Origin of the sequence: Helicobacter apodemus (assembly GCF_000765745.2) — a bacterium.
In the GTDB taxonomy this organism is placed as follows: domain Bacteria; phylum Campylobacterota; class Campylobacteria; order Campylobacterales; family Helicobacteraceae; genus Helicobacter_D; species Helicobacter_D apodemus.
In genome coordinates, this window is sequence record NZ_JRPC02000015.1 from 31,426 (window position 1) to 49,606 (window position 18,181).

Annotated in this window: 13 protein-coding genes and 1 pseudogene; 7 read left to right on the forward strand and 7 right to left on the reverse strand. The window is 33.7% G+C overall.

Annotated elements, in window-relative coordinates; genetic code table 11:
• Positions 1 to 76: 76 nt before the first annotated feature.
• From metE to rfaD, 7 genes and pseudogenes are all read right to left on the reverse strand, one after another.
• Positions 77 to 2,329 (reverse strand): 5-methyltetrahydropteroyltriglutamate--homocysteine S-methyltransferase, encoded by a 2,253-nt coding sequence (gene metE / locus LS72_RS06605; RefSeq protein WP_034554515.1) that lies wholly within the window; start codon positions 2,327 to 2,329, stop codon positions 77 to 79.
• Between the two features lie 165 nt (positions 2,330 to 2,494).
• Positions 2,495 to 3,061, reverse strand: coding sequence for an anthranilate synthase component II (locus LS72_RS06610; protein ID WP_034554513.1), 567 nt, complete (start codon positions 3,059 to 3,061; stop codon positions 2,495 to 2,497).
• On the reverse strand, positions 3,036 to 4,808 hold the full coding sequence (locus LS72_RS06615; protein ID WP_034554512.1) for a bifunctional chorismate-binding protein/class IV aminotransferase: 1,773 nt from the start codon (positions 4,806 to 4,808) through the stop codon (positions 3,036 to 3,038). The genes LS72_RS06610 and LS72_RS06615 overlap by 26 nt, the downstream gene beginning before the upstream one ends.
• Positions 4,809 to 5,012: 204 nt before the next feature.
• A pseudogene (locus LS72_RS06620) lies at positions 5,013 to 6,620 on the reverse strand (methyl-accepting chemotaxis protein); the annotation flags it as partial.
• Between the two features lie 233 nt (positions 6,621 to 6,853).
• The gene (locus tag LS72_RS06625) at positions 6,854 to 8,449 is read right to left on the reverse strand and encodes an ABC-F family ATP-binding cassette domain-containing protein (RefSeq protein ID WP_138155200.1); all 1,596 of its coding nucleotides are present in this window, start codon (positions 8,447 to 8,449) and stop codon (positions 6,854 to 6,856) included.
• A gap of 12 nt (positions 8,450 to 8,461) precedes the next feature.
• Positions 8,462 to 9,982, reverse strand: coding sequence for a D-glycero-beta-D-manno-heptose-7-phosphate kinase (gene rfaE1, locus LS72_RS06630; protein ID WP_034554754.1), 1,521 nt, complete (start codon positions 9,980 to 9,982; stop codon positions 8,462 to 8,464).
• Entirely contained in the window at positions 9,983 to 10,981 is a 999-nt protein-coding gene (rfaD, locus tag LS72_RS06635) for an ADP-glyceromanno-heptose 6-epimerase (protein WP_034554755.1), read from the reverse strand. It abuts the gene before it with no gap.
• A 329-nt stretch (positions 10,982 to 11,310) separates the two neighbouring features.
• Here rfaD and LS72_RS06640 point away from each other — a divergent pair, with 329 nt between their 5' ends.
• The 7 genes from LS72_RS06640 to LS72_RS06670 all read left to right on the forward strand — a co-directional run bounded on the left by LS72_RS06640 (position 11,311) and on the right by LS72_RS06670 (position 18,161).
• Entirely contained in the window at positions 11,311 to 11,658 is a 348-nt protein-coding gene (locus LS72_RS06640; protein ID WP_034554756.1) for a DUF485 domain-containing protein, read from the forward strand.
• Positions 11,659 to 13,308, forward strand: coding sequence for a cation acetate symporter (locus LS72_RS06645; RefSeq protein ID WP_034554757.1), 1,650 nt, complete (start codon positions 11,659 to 11,661; stop codon positions 13,306 to 13,308).
• A gap of 96 nt (positions 13,309 to 13,404) precedes the next feature.
• Positions 13,405 to 14,913 carry a nickel ABC transporter substrate-binding protein gene (nikA, locus tag LS72_RS06650; RefSeq protein WP_138155202.1) on the forward strand — a complete coding sequence of 503 codons (1,509 nt, stop codon included), beginning with the start codon at positions 13,405 to 13,407 and terminating at the stop codon, positions 14,911 to 14,913.
• Positions 14,913 to 15,845 (forward strand): ABC transporter permease subunit, encoded by a 933-nt coding sequence (locus LS72_RS06655; RefSeq protein ID WP_034555357.1) that lies wholly within the window; start codon positions 14,913 to 14,915, stop codon positions 15,843 to 15,845. Before nikA ends, LS72_RS06655 begins: the two co-directional genes overlap by 1 nt.
• Positions 15,846 to 16,649, forward strand: coding sequence for a nickel ABC transporter permease subunit NikC (nikC, locus tag LS72_RS06660; RefSeq protein WP_138155204.1), 804 nt, complete (start codon positions 15,846 to 15,848; stop codon positions 16,647 to 16,649).
• A complete protein-coding gene (locus LS72_RS06665) occupies positions 16,649 to 17,377 on the forward strand; it encodes an ABC transporter ATP-binding protein (RefSeq protein ID WP_034555242.1) in 729 nt (242 codons plus the stop codon). Before nikC ends, LS72_RS06665 begins: the two co-directional genes overlap by 1 nt.
• Entirely contained in the window at positions 17,361 to 18,161 is an 801-nt protein-coding gene (locus tag LS72_RS06670; RefSeq protein ID WP_034555248.1) for an ATP-binding cassette domain-containing protein, read from the forward strand. The genes LS72_RS06665 and LS72_RS06670 overlap by 17 nt, the downstream gene beginning before the upstream one ends.
• Positions 18,162 to 18,181: the final 20 nt, after the last annotated feature.

The following is an 18,181-nucleotide window of genomic DNA, read 5'->3' on the forward strand; positions in this document are numbered from 1 at the left end:
TAAAAGTCTTATTGTAGCAAAATCACTAATTAGAATATGCTTAAATATAATGTTTAAGCATATTCTTTATTGCAAATTAGGAGCTTCTAATAACTTTAACTGCTTCTACCATATTTTTTAAACTAGGTTTTACCTCTTCCCATTTTCTTGTTTTTAATCCACAATCTGGATTAATCCATAATTGCTCTTTGGGTAGCACTTCAAGTAAGGCTTGAATTTGCTTTTTTATCTCCTCTGTATTTGGGATTCTAGGGCTATGTATATCATAAACACCCGGTCCTACTTCGTGCGTATAACCCACCTCTTTAAAGACTTTTAAAAGCTCATTTCCGCTTCGTGCAGTCTCTATGCTTATAACATCGGCATCTAGAGCTTCTATGGTTTTAATAATATCATTAAACTCACTATAACACATATGGGTATGAATCTGTGTTTGTGGTGAGGCTATGGCAGTTGAAGTTTTAAAGCATTCTAATGCCCATTTTTCATATTCTTTAATATTCTCTTTCCTTAAAGGATAGCCTTCTTTAAACGCCGCTTCATCTACTTGAATAATAGAGATTCCTGCTTTTTGCAAATCATCAATTTCATCAGCAATAGCAAGAGAGATTTGCTCACATACTAAATGGCGGGGTAAATCATCTCGCACAAAACTCCAATTAAGAATCGTTACAGGACCTGTTAGCATACCTTTCATTACCTTTTTGGTAAGACTTTGGGCGAAGGTTATCCACTCTATTGTCATAGGGTTCTTTCGCTCTACATCACCATAAATAATAGGGGGTTTTACGCAGCGACTTCCATAGCTTTGCACCCACGCATTAGAGCTAAATACAAAGCCTTCTAACTGCTCCCCAAAATACTCCACCATATCATTTCTCTCTGGCTCTCCATGCACTAGCACATCAATCCCAATACTTTCTTGAAATGCTACGCAATCCTTAATGTATTCCTTAATGCCCTTTTCATAGGTTGCTTTATCAATATTGCCTTTTTTATAATCTAGTCTTAATGCTCTAAGCTCTGGAGTTTGTGGGAATGAACCAATGGTGGTAGTAGGTAAAATAGGGAGATTGAGGGCATTTTTTTGTAACTCTAATCGCTCTTTGAAATTCATATTTCTTTGTTTTAAAGTGTTTTGTTGAATCCTATTGCGGATTTTTTGGTTATTGGTCTTAAGGGAGTTTTTCCTAGAAAGTATGGTCTTAGCATTTTCCTCTAAAGATTGTTTGGCGGCTTTTTCACCCTTAAAGACAAGTTCTAAAGTCTTTAATTCTGCTATCTTTTCTTTAGCAAAACTAAGCCAAGAGAGGATTTCACTTTCAATGTTATCCTCCCCCTCTTTGCTAAAGGGCAAGTGCAAAAGAGAGCAAGAGCTGCTTATTACAATGCGTTCTTTTGGGATAAAAGCGTTAATAGAATCTAAAAGGGCTAATTTAGATTCTAAATCCGTTATCCAAATATTGCGTCCATCAATCACCCCTGCATAGAGGACTTTATCACTTTTAGCAAGTGCTTCTAGGCTTTGTTTGTTTTTCTCTCCATATACAAAATCAAGCCCTATACCGTAAATATTGGTCTTTAGCAAAATCTCTGTAAGTTCGCAACTATGTTCAAAAAAGGTGCTCACAATTACCTTAATGCCTTTTTGGCTAATTTCATTATAAACGCATTCAATCATTTGGTTATTATAGATACTTTCTAAATTGTTTGCTACATTCAAACCTTTAACAAAAATAGGCTCACTAAATTCAATCATTACTTCACCAAGTGTTGTAATTTGCTCGATGAGTTCCAAATAGGTTTTTTTAAGCTTGTCAAAGATTGCTTTTGTTTCCCCTTGCGTGATTTTACTTAGGGCAAAAAAGGTAAAAAGTCCAATAAGTTGGATTTTTGGTTTATAGCCTAAGCTTAGGGCTTCTTGGTATTGTTTGATAATCTTATTAGCATTAGCTTTATAATTATCCTCATCGCTTAACTCTGGCACGACATAATGATAATTAGTGTTAAACCATTTTGTCATTTCGCAAGCTACGCCTACATTATGCCCCCTTGCCATTGCAAAATATCCCTCTAATCCGCTTAAATCTTTGAATCTCTTTGGCTTTGCATTAAGGGCATAGGCTAAATCTAATACATTGTCATAGAGGCTAAAGTCATTGACACATACAAAATCAAGCTCTTTTTGTAGCTCCCAATGCTTTGCCCTTAAATCTTTTGCAACTTGTTGTAATTCCTCCTCATTGCTCTTACCACTCCAAAAACTCTCCAATGCTTTTTTTAATTCTCTGTTTTTCCCAATGCGTGGAAATCCTAAAATATTACTCATTTTTTTCCTTGTTGTAATCAATATGTAAAATCGCATTATACTACTTTTTTATAAATACATATCGTATTTTTGTATAATTAATAGATTTTATAATCTAAGGTTACAAAATGTAAATTTATGGATTTTTAGAATCATTGTTTTAAGGGTTTTTAAGCTTTAGTTATTTTAGATTTTTAAGAAATTATGAAGTAATTGTTTGCCTTGAGATTGTAAAATAGATTCAGGGTGGAATTGTATGCCATAGATTGGAAAATGTTTATGCTGGATTATCATAGGGATTTTATGATGATTTTTGGTAATAAATCCTAGCATTTGGCATTCTCCAAGTTTAGATACATATAAAGAATGGTAGAGGGCTACTTTAAAGGGTTTAGCAATATTCTGACAAAGTTTATTAGGGATAAACTCACAAAGCATACTCTTAGCGTGTAGAGGCGTATCCATTTGTTCCACTTTGCCCCCATAGACTTCAGCGATACATTGCATACCTAAGCATACTCCAAGTGTTTTTTTGTGGGGGAAGTTTCTAAGAATGCTTAAAGATATTCCGGAATCTTTAGGTGAACCAAAACCTGGCGAGACAACAAGATGGCTAAAAGATTCAATAAATGCTTTTTCAACACTAGCGTCATTTTTGATAACTTTAGTCTTCGCCCCTAAGGTTAAAAAGTAATAATACAAATTGTAAGTAAAAGAATCATAATTATCAATTAGAAGTATTTTTGCATTCATTGAGTGTAACCTCTATAATTCCTCTTAAGGAGTTGATGCAAAAGATTTTTTCTGCCTTTAAAATATCTTTTTTCCATAAAATTCTTTCTTTAATAAGTTTAGAATCTAAAAGAACTTGCCGCATACAACCTCTCAATAAGCCACTTTCTTTAGGGGGAGTTAGTAGGATATTATCTTTTAAAATTACGATATTGCTTCTACTGCCCTCTGTAACCTCTCCTTTTTCATTGCTATAAATATAATCAAAGATTGTTTGATTAAAAGATTCTTTAAAATGCTCTCTTAGGGTGGTTTTATGATAGAGCAAGTCGTTATGGGAGTGAATATAATCTTTAGCAAAAGCGACTTTGTGAGAATAGATAGGGGTATAGGGGATTTGCTCAAAAAATATTTCTTTGCCTAATAAAAGACGCAAAATAGAGGGGTTGGAATCCCTTTTAAGAAAGGGTAAAAGTGTATCAGGGATACTCTCCCAACCCTCTTTAGATAAAAGTGGTTCAAAGGTTTCAAAGTTTTTTAGTGTATCAAGAGGATTTTTTAAGCTTTGGTAGGAATTTTCTAAGATTTTAGGATAATCAAAGCCCAAATCCTTTGCACTTTTTAAAAGTCTTTTTAAATGGTAAGAGAGCAAAAAGGCTTGATTATCCCGCACAAGAATTGTCTCTAAAAGTTTAAAATTATGGGGAAAAAGGAATTGGGATTTTAATTGCAATTCTTTAAATTCCTCCTCCCACTTAGAATCCCACACTATTCCACTCCCTACACCATAGCGATAAAAGTCCTCCCCTTGGTATCGCATAAGGGTTCGTATGGGGACATTAAAACGGGCTTTATTTTTGGTAATAACACCTATGGCACCACAATATACTCCTCTATCTCTAAGTTCTAGGTTTTGGATAATCCCCATCGTGGATTTTTTGGGTGCTCCTGTGATAGAACCACAAGGGAATAAAGCACTAAAGATTTCATAAAGGGATTTGTGAGGGACTTTTGCTTGAAGTTTTGAGACCATTTGGTGAAGTGTAGGATAGGTTTTAATAGTTAGGAGGGATTTGATTTTTAGGGTATGTAGTTTAGCAATTTGGCTAATATCATTGCGTAATAAATCTACAATCATAATGTTTTCTGAAATACTTTTAGAATCTCGTTTTAAATTTTTTTTATTTTTCTTATCCTCTTGTTTGTTTTCACCCCGTTTAATCGTCCCTTTCATTGGCTCTAAAGTAATCTTGTCTTTTTTAAGCTTAAAAAAAAGTTCGGGAGAGAGGGAGATAATCTCGACAAAGGGGGTTTTAAAATAGGCTTTATAATCTGTATCTTGCATACAAAGCAAAGCTTTAAAAATCTCTAATCCCTCACAATGGCTTTGTAAATGTATCTCTTGTGTGAGATTGACTTGGTAGGTATTCCCCGCTTTTAGATGGTGCTTTACTTTTTCAAAAGTATGTTTGTAAAGTTCCTCATTAAGTCCTTGTTTAAGGGTGGGATAAAATAAAGCTTTACTTTTTAGGGATGAAGCAAGGAGAGGAGAACGTCTCTTAAAAAGGATAAATTCTAATAAAGGCTTTTTATGCTCTTTTTGCTCTTGCAAGGCAAATAAACCTGCTTCATAACTAACATACCCAACTAAATAACCATATTTTGCATATTTTTGTATTTTTGTAAAGCAAAGGGGTAAGTCCTTTTTGCTAAAAGCAAAAATATGCTTGAGAGGTTTAGAATAAACATAATTGCCAAAAACTACCATTTAAAACTTAAATTCATTAATTTTTGCTTCAATCTTTTGTGATTGGCTTGAAAGCTCCTTAGAGACACTAGAGATTTTATCCATTTCTTGAGAAATGTTTTGTAAATATTCATTTAACTCTTTGTTGTTGTTTAAAAGTGAGTTTGTTTCGTTATTAAGCTGCTGTGAGCTTGAAATTGTTTCATTAGCAAGAGAGCTTACGCCCTGTATGCTTTCATTAACCTTGTTGATATTTTCTTGAATTTGGTGGGAATTATCTACAAAAGAAAAAAAGTTTTTAGAATTTTGTGAAATTTGTGTGCTAACATTACTGATAGACTGCGTGATGATATTAATGGTGGTATCAATTTCATTGAGGGATTTTTGTGTTCTCTCTGCTAATTTCCTTACTTCATCGGCAACCACTGCAAATCCTCTCCCGTGATCCCCTGCTCTTGCTGCTTCAATGGCTGCATTAAGGGCTAAGAGATTGGTTTGGTCTGCAATATCAACGATAGCCACTAAAATGTTTTTGATATTTTCTGCATCTTGGGTGAGTGTTGCAATATTTTCGACTAATGCTTCTTGGTTTTGTGCATCTTGTGCAATGCTTTGTGAAAAATTCGCAATAGAATTTTTTGTTTCATCTAATTGGGATTTTGCTCCTATAATATCTGTCATTGTATGGGTCGTTTTTTGGATATTGATTGCTAGTGATTCCCCAACTTCTTTGCCAATTTCATTAGAATAGTTAGAAAGTTTAAAGCTCTCTTGTGTGTAACCTAAGACATCTTTTGCTCCTTTGAACAAATCTTGGGAAATTTGGAGATTGCGCTTACTTTGTGCGTTTAGTTCCATAAAAATTTGTTTAATAGTCTGCAAAAAGTTTTGGATTGCTTGATACATAATGCCAATTTCATCGGAGCTTTTTTTCAAAGAGAGGGTTTTGCTAATATCTTTAGTTTTATTCATATATACAAGAAATTCTAAAATTTTTCTAATCCGTGAAGTGATGTTATAAACAATAAGATAACCTATCCCTAAGGTTGAGAGAATAACTAATGCTAAAACAATACCTAATCCTATAAAATTAATAAAGTTTTTGGATTTATTATTTGAAACTGTCGAGATGAGATTATTAGCAAGATTATCTTCAATGTTTTTTAAAATATTAATTTTAAGGGTAATGGTATCAAACCAATAAGCTTGTGAAATACCAAAATTACCAGTTTGTGCCTTTTCAATAGCGATTTTGCGTATCCTTTGCACTTCTTGGAAGCTTGGGTCTTTTATGGCTTGTTGGTAAAATTCTAAGCCCTCTTTCGTGCTATAGTGTATAAAATTTTCTAAATAGATATTTTGTGCTGTTATTAGAGCAATAAATCGTTGGTATAATCCTTCTGTAAATTTGTTAGCCCCTAAGACATTAGATAAAATAGCCCTTTCTTGTCCAGAACTTTCTTTAGCATTAATAAAGTCAATAAAAGCTATTAAAGAGCGAACCACTGCATAATCTCTGCTGATATTTGCTACTTCTGTAATATCTCCTATGAGGCTTGAAATAGTCTGTGTGTAATAGCCTAAAACCTCTCCAACTGCCATATTAAAAGAATCAACCCCCTCCCGGAATCTTTGTAGGTTTTCTAATTGTTTTAAGGAATCCTTTAAAGAGTTTTGCAACATTATTGGATAATCCCTAAAGTTAAAAGATTGTAAAAAACTTTTTAACTCCATTACTTTTTTATCGGTTAATAATCTTTGCTCTAAGAGCATTTTTTCAAAGTCTTTATCTTTTGTCCCTAAGTAGCCCGCAGAAGCTCCCCTCTCTTTTTGTAATTCGTGGATAGTCCCACTAATATTTGCAGAAAGTAAAATACCCTTCTCCAAAAGTTCGATTCGGCCATATTCTTTATAGCTATTTTGGATTAGAAAAATCGCAATACAAGTAAAAATAACTAAAGGAATACATAAAAGTAATAACATTTTTGTGCGGATTTTAAGGTTAGAAAATACCATAATTTCTCCTTTTTGTTTGGTATTTGAATATGCTTAATGCAATAAGTAAGCTAAAATTTTGAAGAGTTCTCTATATATTCTTCATAGCTCCCTCTAAAGTCTATGATTTCATTATTTTCTTTAAATTCTATAATGCGGTTAGCAAAGGCATCAATGAGTTCTCTATCGTGACTTATGCAAATAATATTCCCATTATATTTATAGAGGGCTTCACCTAAAGCAATAATGGCTTCTAAATCAAGATGATTAGTGGGCTCATCTAGCACTAAAAAATTCCCTCCCTCTAGCATTAGTTTAGAGAGCATTATGCGGTGTTTCTCTCCGCCGCTTAAACGACCTACATTTTTTTCTTGTTCCTCACCATTAAAGAGCATTCTTCCTAAAGCATTGCGTATCTCTCCGGCTTCTTTTTTCTTATCAAATGCCCTAAGCCATTCATAAAGACTTTCTTCTCCTGTGATAAGCTCTGTAGTATTTTGTGGAAAATAACTCCTTTTTATGGTTGCTCCCCATTTTATACTTCCTGTTTTTGGTGCTAGATTCTCACAAATTAATTCACAAAAAGTGCTTTTTCCAATCCCATTGCGTCCAATAAGGGCGATTTTATCCCCGGGAAGTATTTTTAAATGCAGATTCTTTAAAATTTCTAAATTTTCATAGGCAAAACTTAGATTTTCAATATCTAAAGCCTCATTTCCAATATTGCGTTCGGGTTTAAAAAGTATGCTAGGTTCTCTTCGGCTAGAGGTTTGCAGATTTTTTATATCAAGTTTTGCAAGTTGTTTTTGTCGGCTCGTGGCTTGTCTTGCTTTAGAGGCATTAGCGGAAAATCGAGCAATAAAAGATTCTAATTCTTCTTTTTCTTTAAGTTTTTTATTGCGCTCCATCTCTTGTTGTTTGGCTATGAGTGTGCTAGCAATATACCAATCATCATAATTTCCGCTAAACTCCCGCACATTTTGAAAATCTAAATCTAAAATATGCGTGCAAACACTATTTAAAAAATGCCTATCGTGTGAGATAACCACTAAGGTTCCCTCATGCCTTTTGAGTTGTTCTTCTAAGTAGGCAATAGCATTTAAATCTAGGTTATTGGTGGGTTCATCTAAAAATAAAATATCGGGCTTGGGAAAAAGCACTTGGGCTAAAAGCACTTTAAACTTATCACCCCCTGTTAGGGTTTTCATTAATTCTTTATGGATAGAGGAGGGGAATCCTAAATCCTCTAAGATTTTTTGGATTTGTATATCATACTCATAAGTGGGGTCTTCCTCTGCACAAATAGTTTCAAGCTCTCCTAATCGCTCATTAGCTGTATCGCTAAAATCTCCGCTTTCATACAAGCTTTCTTTTTCTTTGATAGCATCATAAAGCCTTTTATTGCCATATAAAACACAATCCGCAATGCTAAAATTTTCAAAGGCAAATTGATTCTGTCCTAAAACACCAATCCTTGCATTGTGGGCAAAAGCAATATTTCCATTGGTGGGTTCTATTTCTTGGCTTAAGATTTTTAAAAAGGTTGATTTTCCTGCTCCATTAGCCCCAATTAGCCCATATTTTTTGCCTTTGTTAAGCTTCAAGTTAATATCTTCAAAAAGTTTTTTGGTGGCATAGTGCATACTTAAGCCTGTGATTTGAATCATAAAATGCTCCTACTACTTTAAGGTTTTGATTTTTTCAATAATAGCGGTGCTACTTTTGCCCTCTATATAGTCTATTAAGACGACTTCTTTAGCGATATTACTGCCTATTATTTCTTGATTTAGATAGTCTTTGCCCTTAACTAAAATATCGGGTTTGATTTTTTTAATAAGCTCTAAAGGGGTTTCTTCCTCAAAAATAATCACAAAATCTACACATTCTAAGGCACATAGCATAGCTATTCTATCATATTGCGAGTTAATGGGGCGATTCTTACCTTTAAGGGTTTTAATAGAATTATCACTATTTAAGCCAATAATGAGTAAATCCCCTAAATTTTTCGCCTTATTTAAGTAATCAATATGCCCTAAATGCAAAACATCAAAACACCCATTGGTAAAAATAATTTTAGATTCTAAGTTTTCTAGGGCTTTAATGAAATCCTCTAAGTGGGTAGGGCTAATGTATTTATCCTTATAATTTCTTATCCTCTGTGGTGTGTTTTGGAGTTGCAAGCAAAGAGGAGATTCTTTGTGTTTATTCTCTTGGAGGGTTGATAAGAAATGGCTATCAATAAATTGGGAGTTAAGGAGATTATTTTTTCTTAAATAAGTGACAATCTCCTCTTTGGAAGCTGTGGCGGAGCCGATTTTATTCACAACAACCGCTGCTGCTGCATTAGCAAAATACACACTTTGGAGAATATTTTTTTGCAGGGAGAGCATATAGGCTAGGGCAGCAATAACCGTATCTCCAGCACCGGTTACATCAAAGACTTCTTTAGCCACTGTTGGGATTGTTTGTAGGGTTTTATCTAAGATGGCTATGCCATCCTCACTTAAGGTAATTAAAGAAAATTCTAAATCACATATTTGTTTTAATTTTTTGGCGGTTAAAAGTAGGCTTTCTTGATCGCAAATGGAGATATTTGTGGCTTCTTTAGCCTCTTTTTTATTAGGGGTTAGGAGTGTAGCCCCGCGGTATTTTTGATAATCTTTACCTTTTGGGTCAATTAAAATTTTAATTTTAGATTTTTTCGCAAGAGTGATAAGCTCTTGTGTAAGCTTAGGGCTTAAAACGCCTTTTTGATAATCTGAAAGCACAATGCAGTCAATTTTGTGATTTTTGATAAGTTGTGCACTAAAGTCTAAGATAAAAGATTCTCCTTTTTGGTCAATGCTTTCTTTATCCTCTTTATCGACGCGTAAAACTTGTTGGTGTGCGGCGATAATTCTTGATTTTTTGGTTGTGGGGCGATTTTTATGAATATAAATGCCTTGTGTGTGGATATGGAGGGCTTGTAATTGATATTTTAGTTTCTCTCCTGCTTCATCAGCCCCTATCATTCCGCAGATAAAAACCTCTGCTTCTAAAGCCACTAAATTATTAGCGACATTACAAGCACCCCCTAAACTTAAGGTTTCTTTGGTTACCTCAATCACTTGCACGGGGGCTTCAGGTGAGATTCGCTCACAATTTCCCCAAACATAATGATCTAAGATTAAATCCCCAATAACTAGAATCTTTGGCTTCAATTACCAGCCCTTTAGATGAATATCTTGGATTTGCCCTACATAGTCTTTAATGCCATCCTCTAAGGAGAATTTAGGCTCATAGCCTAGAAATTCTTTAGTGAGTGCAATATTAGCTTGTGTATGGGTTTGAAAAAAATTATAGGGATTATCAAAATATTCCACTTCAAAATCCCCTAAATGCTCTCTAAGAGAGGCTACTATATCATTATAACTCCTAGCCTCTCCACTTCCTACATTATAAACCCCGCTTTTTTTAGCCCTCATTGCTTTAATATTAGCTTGAATAACATCTTTAATATAGACAAAGTCGCGTTTTTGCTCCCCCATTTTAAAGAGGCGAACTTTTTTACTTTTTAAGGCTTGTAAGCCTAATTGTAAAATCATAGAAGCGGTTTTGCCTTTGTAAAATTCATTTTTGCCATAGACATTAAAATACCGTAATCCTACGATATGCAAGAAAGGAAAGCTTTGTGCGTATTTACTCGCTAAATTATCCATCATAAGTTTAGAAAATCCATAAATGTTTTGGGGAATCTCACCGCTTCCTATATTATTGGGAGCTGGGGTATTGCCATATACACCAGCACTTGAGGCATAAATCATCTTAGAATGTGTTTTTAAGCATAATTGCAATAAATCTTTAAAGGCATTGACATTGCTTCTTAAAACAATCTCTTGATTGCTAATAGTAGTATCAGAAATAGCTGCTTGGTGAAAGATATAATCAAACCTATTTTCTTCTAATCGTTCTAAATCTTGTTTATTGTTAATATCGCCAACAATTACTTCACCATTAAAACCTAAGAGATTCTTAAAATGCCCTAGAGATTTAAGATTACCATTACTAAAAGTTTCTTCATTTCTAAAGCAATCAAAGACGACTACTTTAGCCTTAGGGTGGTATTCTTGAAAATACATTGCTAGATTAGAGCCGATAAATCCTGCCCCACCGGTGATTAAAATATGCTTTCCCTCTAAAGTGTCATTAATATACTGCATACTTGTCCTTAAGAAATCTATAATTTGATTTTGCATTATAACAAAAGTTTGAAAACATAAATATCTCGTTTATCATTGAAATATAAGGAATGTCTAAGAAATATTTCCTTTAAAGATTTTCAATGTTTATTTGAATTTAAATAGAGGGTATAATGTTAAGATTTGTTTTAATGTTTCTATTATACTCAAAACAAAATTATCTATGCTACGTGGTTACTATAATAAACAAATTTTTTTATTTGTCGCCATAGTCTAAAAATTATTTGTAAAATTTATGCGTTTTTAAGTAGCATATTAAAATAAATTTTAAATCTTTAAAGGATGGAATTATGAAAAATGATGAGGTCATTAAGAAGTTACGAGATTTTATTTCTTTAAGGAATAAAATTTCTTTAACGCTATCAATTATCATTTTGGCATTGTATTATGCTTTCATAGTAGGTGTTGGATCATTTCCAGAGATTCTTGGATATCGTTTAGGTCCTAGTGCAATTACGCTTGGAATTATTGTTGGTGTGCTTATAATCATTATTAGTGTTATTGCAACAGGAATCTATACTTTCTTTGCTAATGTGTATTTTGATAAAGCCCAACAAGAAGCGTTAAGGGAATTAGAAAATAGTGGCTTATTGGAGGATTTTAAAGAGGGTAAGATTACTTATCATAAAGGAGAGTAGATGAAGAGACTAATCATAGCTTTAAGTATTTTTGGCAGTTTGTGTTTTGGTGCAGAGGTCGATGTTGGCGAGATTGTGAAGGTGCAGTTTAATCCAACTGCTGTTATTATGTTTTTAGTATTTGTTTTAGTAACTCTAGGAATTACCTATTATTCAAGTAAAAAAAGTCAGTCTGCAAGTAGTTTCTATACTGCTGGAGGGAATATCACAGGTCTTCAAAATGGGACAGCTATAGCCGGAGATTATATGAGTGCAGCTTCATTTTTAGGTATCACAGCACTTGTTTTTACTAATGGTTTTGATGGATTAATATATTCCATTGGGTTTTTAGTTGGTTGGCCTATTATTTTATTTTTAATTGCAGAGAAGTTTAGGAATCTTGGAAAATTTACCTTTACTGATATTGCGGCTTATCGATTAGATTCAAAACCTATTAGAATCTTATCAGCAATATCGGCTTTAAGCGTTGTTAGTTTTTATTTGATTGCTCAAATGGTGGGTGCTGGACAGCTTATTCAAGTGCTTTTTGGACTTCCTTATGCTGTGGCAGTTGTTTTAGTAGGGGTTTTGATGATTTGTTATGTTACCTTTGGGGGAATGCACGCTACAACTTGGGTGCAAATTATCAAAGCCATTTTACTCTTAAGTGGGGCAACTTTTATGTCCTTTATGATTTTATATCTCACAAAATTTGATTTGACTTATTATTTTTCTGAAGCGATTAAAAACCATCCTCAAAGTGAGGGTATTATGAGTCCGGGAACTTTTATAAAAGACCCAATTTCAGCTATTTCATTAGGGCTTGCTTTAATGTTTGGAACTGCTGGATTACCCCATATTTTAATGAGATTTTTCACAGTTAAGGATGCTAAAGAAGCTAGAAAATCTGTTTTTTATGCCACTGTGTTTATTGGGTATTTTTATATTTTAACTTTTATCATCGGATTTGGTGCAATTGTATTATTGCTTGGGAATCCGGATTATACCAATGCAGATGGAACTTTTAATGGTGTTGCTAATATGGTTGCTATTACTTTAGCAGAAGTTATAGGTGGAGATATTTTCTTAGGATTTATCTCAGCCGTTGCTTTTGCAACTATTTTAGCTGTTGTCTCTGGACTTGCTATCTCCGGAGCTGGAGCTATAAGCCACGATTTATTTGTGAATGTTTGTAAAAATGGTGTATGTGATCAACAATTAGAGAGAAAGGTAACGAAAATTGCTACTATTGGTATTGGAATTGTTGCTATTATTTTAGGAATGATTTTTGAAAAGCAAAATGTAGCTTTTATGGTTGGTTTAGCCTTTGGAATTGCAGCTAGTGTTAATTTCCCAATTCTCTTATTAAGCATTTATTGGAAAAATCTTACAACAAAAGGTGCCTTTTATGGAGGGTTGATTGGTTTAATTGTTGTTTTAATACTTGTGATTTTAAGCCCTAGTATTTGGGTAAAAAGTTTTGGTTTTAGTGAAGCAATTTTCCCTTATGATCATCCAGCTATTTTCTCTATTCCTTTGACCTTTATCCTTATTTATATTGTCTCTAAACTTGATACTTCTAAACGGGCTGAAATTGATAAAAGCGGATTTAATGCACAGGATTTTAGAGCTCAAACAGGTATAGGTATTAGTGAGGCAGTTTCTCACTAATATCCCCCCACCCCCCTTATTTTGGTAGTTTTAAGTATTTATTTAGTTTTCAAAATATAAAATCATAGCTTTATATTTAAGATTTAAGGGGTAGTTGTGAAAATTATTCTTTCTTTAATTTTTCTATTTTCTTATGTTTTTTCCACAGAAATTATCAGTGCGTGGAATGTAAATGCAGGTAAGATTAATCCTCATCTTTATTCTCCTAACCAAATGTATGCACAAGTGATGATTTATCAAGGACTTGTTCGTTATACAGAAGAAGGAATACGACCAGAGATAGCAGAGTCTTGGGAAATCTCTAATGAGGGTAAAACTTATACTTTTCATATCAAAAGAGATTTGAAATTTTCTGATGGAAGTCCTTTAGATGCTTATGCTATTCAATCAAACTTCGATGCAATTTTAGAAAATAAATCTAGGCATTCTTGGCTTGGTATAACTAATAAAATTAAAAGTTATAAAGCCCTTAATCCTCTTGTTTTTGAGTTAGAGCTTAATAGTCCTTATGTTGCAGTTTTAAATGAGCTTAGTCTGCCGCGTCCTTTTAGGATTATTGCACCAAATGCTATGATTAATAAAAGCACTAAAGATGGCATAAGGGCTCCCATTGGTAGCGGTGCTTTTATGCTAGAAGAAAGTGTGCTTGGTGTGCGTGATGTGTTTGTTCCTAATCCTTATTTTTCAGGCAAAAAGCCACAAATTTCTCGCCTTGTGATGAAAATTCTTCCCGATGCCCACGCTAGGATATTAGCGTTTGAAAGCGGTGCTTTGGATATTTTAGTGGGTAGAGATTCTATTTCAAGAGAGAATTTTAAGCGACTTAGCCAAAACACAAAATATCAAACCATTACCTCTAAACCACAGGGCACTTTTCAGATAGTTCTTAATGCTTCAAAGGATAGACCAACTTCTAATAAGGATTTAAGAAAGGCTATTATTATGGCTGTGAATAAGAATCTTATTTGGGAGAAAATACTCTTACAAATTGACCCTAAAGCCGATTTTTTATTTAATCCTTCATTACCCTTTGCTGATGTGGGACTAGATAAGATTCCCTTTAATGTAGCAGAGGCTAAGAGACTTTTAAAGGATAAAAAGTTTAAACCCTTAGAATTTGTTTATATAGCTAACAATCCCATACAAAAAGCTATTGCTGAAGCTATTGCTTTAGATTTGAGTAAGATTGGCTTAGAGATTAGGCTAGTTGCAAGTGAGAGTATTGGTTTTTATCAAAGTCAAAAAAATGGAAACTTTGATTTAATCTTTAATGATACTTGGGGCAATCCTTATGATCCTCATTCTTTTATTGCTTCTATGTTGGTTCCATCACACGCAGATTTTACGATTCAAAAAGATTTAACCAACAAAAAAGATATTGATGCAAATATTTATAGAATCTTAAACGCCTATGGAGACAAGGAATTGCAACAAGAATATACCAATCTACTTACTGCTTTGCACCAAAGTGATATTTATTTGCCTCTAGCTTATACTCTTGTTTTAGGAGTATATCGTAAAGACAAAATACAATCTTATCATTTTGGAAATATGGAGAGTGAGTTTTTGTTTGAAGAGCTAGAGATGCGGAAAAAGAGAGAATAATGTTTAAATTTATAGGGCAGAGGATTTTGTTTTTAATCCCTATTTTACTAGTAGTTTCTTTTATTGTCTTTGCGATTTTGCATTTAAGCCCTATTGATCCTGCTTTTGCTTACCTTACCCAATCCCAAATTCCTCCAACACAAGAGGCACTAGAACTTGCTAGGGAGGAATTAGGTTTGAATTTGCCCTTTTGGCAACAATATGGGATATGGTTAAAAAATATTTTGCACTTAGATTTTGGAATCTCTTATGTAACAAAACGTCCTGTTTTAGAGGATATTTTGTATTATTTACCTACAACCTTAAATCTTGCTTTTTTGTCAATGATTGTTGTAGTGATATTTGGGATTGTATTAGGTGTATTAGGAGCTATAAAAAAAGATACCATTATCGATAGGGGGCTTGGGGTTTTTGCCTTTATTGCTGTTTCAACGCCAAGTTTTTGGTTAGGGTTTTTATTGATTTATGGTTTTACTTTGAAGCTTGGTATTTTATCCCCTTATAAGGATTTCTCACCAACAAGTTATATTTTACCAGTTATTACTTTAAGTTTAATGTCTATAGCGATTAATATGCGTTTGATGCGAGTAAGCTTTTTAGAACACCAAAGTCAAAGAAGCGTTTTATACGCTTATGCTAGGGGATTGTCTCAATATACAATTCATAAACATATCCTTAAAAACTCTATTTTACCTATTGTTACTTCTTTGGGAATGCATTTTGGTGAGCTTTTAGGCGGGGCTGTGATTGTGGAGATTCTCTTTGGAATGCCCGGTTTTGGGAGATATGCTGTAGGAGCAATTTATAGCCACGATTATCCGGTTATTCAAGCTTTTATGCTTTTGATGGTAGTGGTTTTTATAGTGCTAAATTTATTGGTAGATATTGCTTTAGCGTATCTTAATCCAAAGATACGTTATAAGGAACTTTAAATGCGTTTAAAAATTGCTTTGTTTTTGAGTGTTGCTTTAATTTTTATTGCTATTTTTGCACCTTTAATATTCCCTCATAATCCTAATATGGGGGATTTACAAATGCAATTTTCTCCCCCTAGTAGTGAATATTGGCTTGGGACTGACCATTTAGGGAGGGACATTTTAAGTCGTTTGGGCTATGGAGCAAGAATTTCCTTTTTTAGTGTATTATGTATTAGTTTTTTGATTGTTATAAGCTCTTTTAGTGTGGGGATGATTGCCGGATACAAGGGGGGAGTGGTGGATAATGTTTTAATGCGTGTTTGTGATGTATTTTTAACTTTTCCAACTTTTGTTCTTGCTTTGTTTTTTATCGCTATTTTAGGTGTTGGCTTGTTGAATGTGATTTTAGCCATTGCTCTTACCCATTGGGCTTGGTATGCAAGAATGGTTAGGAGTATTGTGTTAGAGGTGCGGACGCAAAACCATATAATGGCTGCTAAAATGCTAGGTGGCAGTGAATTTAAGATTTTATGCCAACATATCTTGCCGGTGGTTTTTGTGCAGATGATTATTCTAATTACCTTAGATTTTGGGCATATGCTCTTACATGTTGCGGGATTATCTTTTTTGGGACTTGGTGTGCAAGCCCCCTTAGCAGAATGGGGAGTTATGATACAAGATTTTGCACCTTTTGTTATGGAATACCCGCATTTGATGGTTTATCCGGGGTTATGTATTTTTATAAGTGTTGCGATTTTTAATACTTTAGGGGAAGCATTGCGGGATAAATATGCTTTAGATACTTTAAAGGTGGCATAATGATTAAAATAGAAAACTTATCTTTAAAAAGTCCCTACAAGCAGATTTTAAAAAATATTTCTTTTACAATGTCAAAGGGTGAGAGGATCGCTATTTTGGGTGAGAGTGGAAGCGGGAAAAGTTTGCTTTTGAGGGCTATTTTAGGGATATTGCCCCAGAATATTTTTTTAGAAGGACAAATTAGCAATAATGCAAAAAATGGCGTTATTTTGCAAAATCCTGCGAGTTGCTTTGATGGTATTTATACTCTAAGGCTGCATTTTCTAGAAACACTTAAAGCCCACGGTATAGATTTAAAAGAGCAAGAGTGGGGGCTAGAATCGGTAGGATTAGCAAGGGATGTCCTAGAATCTTATCCTTTTGAGTTAAGTGGTGGTATGCTTCAAAGGGCTATGATTGCTTTAGCACTTTGTATTAATCCTAATTTTATCTTTAGTGATGAAATGACAAGTGATTTAGATTGTATCGGTGTTAATGAGATTATTGATTTATTTTTGTCTTTGCAAAAACAAAAAAACTTTGGAATCTTATTTGTAACACACGATGTATTTTTAGCCGCTAAAGTTGCAGAGACAATGATAGTCTTAGATAAGGGGGAAATTGTAGAATATGGAAAAGTGCAAGAGATTTTAAACGTTCCAAAAGCTAGAAAAACTAAAGAATTATTCGATGAAAACCAAAAATTATTCCAAACACCTTGGGGAGATTTTAGTGCAAGAGTTAATTAATGTTAAGGAAGTCTCACAATATTATAAAAAGGGTAATTTTTTCTCTAGAGCCCCCCTGAATATGGCTTTAAACAAAGTTAGTTTTTCTTTGTTTGAAAATAGAAACTTAGGAATTTTGGGTAGGAATGGGGCAGGCAAATCTAGCCTCGTAAGAATCTTATTAGGATTAGAAAAGCCAAAAAGTGGTCAAGTAACAATACTTTCTAAAGAATATTTTAAAGGGGAGGATAGGGAGTTAAAAAAATCTATTCAAGCGGTTTTTCAAGATCCTCAAAGCTCTTTAAATCCTAGATGGAGTGCTAGGGAATGTTTATTAGAGGGGTTAGCAAACTTTAAAATGCTAAAAAATGCTAAAGAGCAGAGTGAAGAGTTAGCGGATATTATAGAGTTAAGCAAAGATTCTTTAGATAAGAAAAGTTCAGAATTTAGTGGTGGGGAACAACAAAGAATCAACCTTGCAAGGGTTTTAGCATTGCGACCTAAAATATTAATTTTAGATGAGGCACTTTCTAATTTAGATGTGCATTTGCAAATGAGAATGATTGAAAAACTTAAGAGTTTGCAAAAGCAATTCCAAATGACTTATATTGTAATTTCTCACGACTTACGCATTGTTTTACAGCTTTGTGAGGATATTTTACTCCTTAAAAACGGACAAATTGTTTTTAGAACCAATAAAGAAAAGGGGACATACAAGGCTATTTCAAGAGAACAAAGAGGAGATGGAGAGAATTATTTTTATGAATTTTATCAAGCTAGTTTTCAGCATTTGGTTTTTGATTAGGTTTGATGGTTACAAGTTAA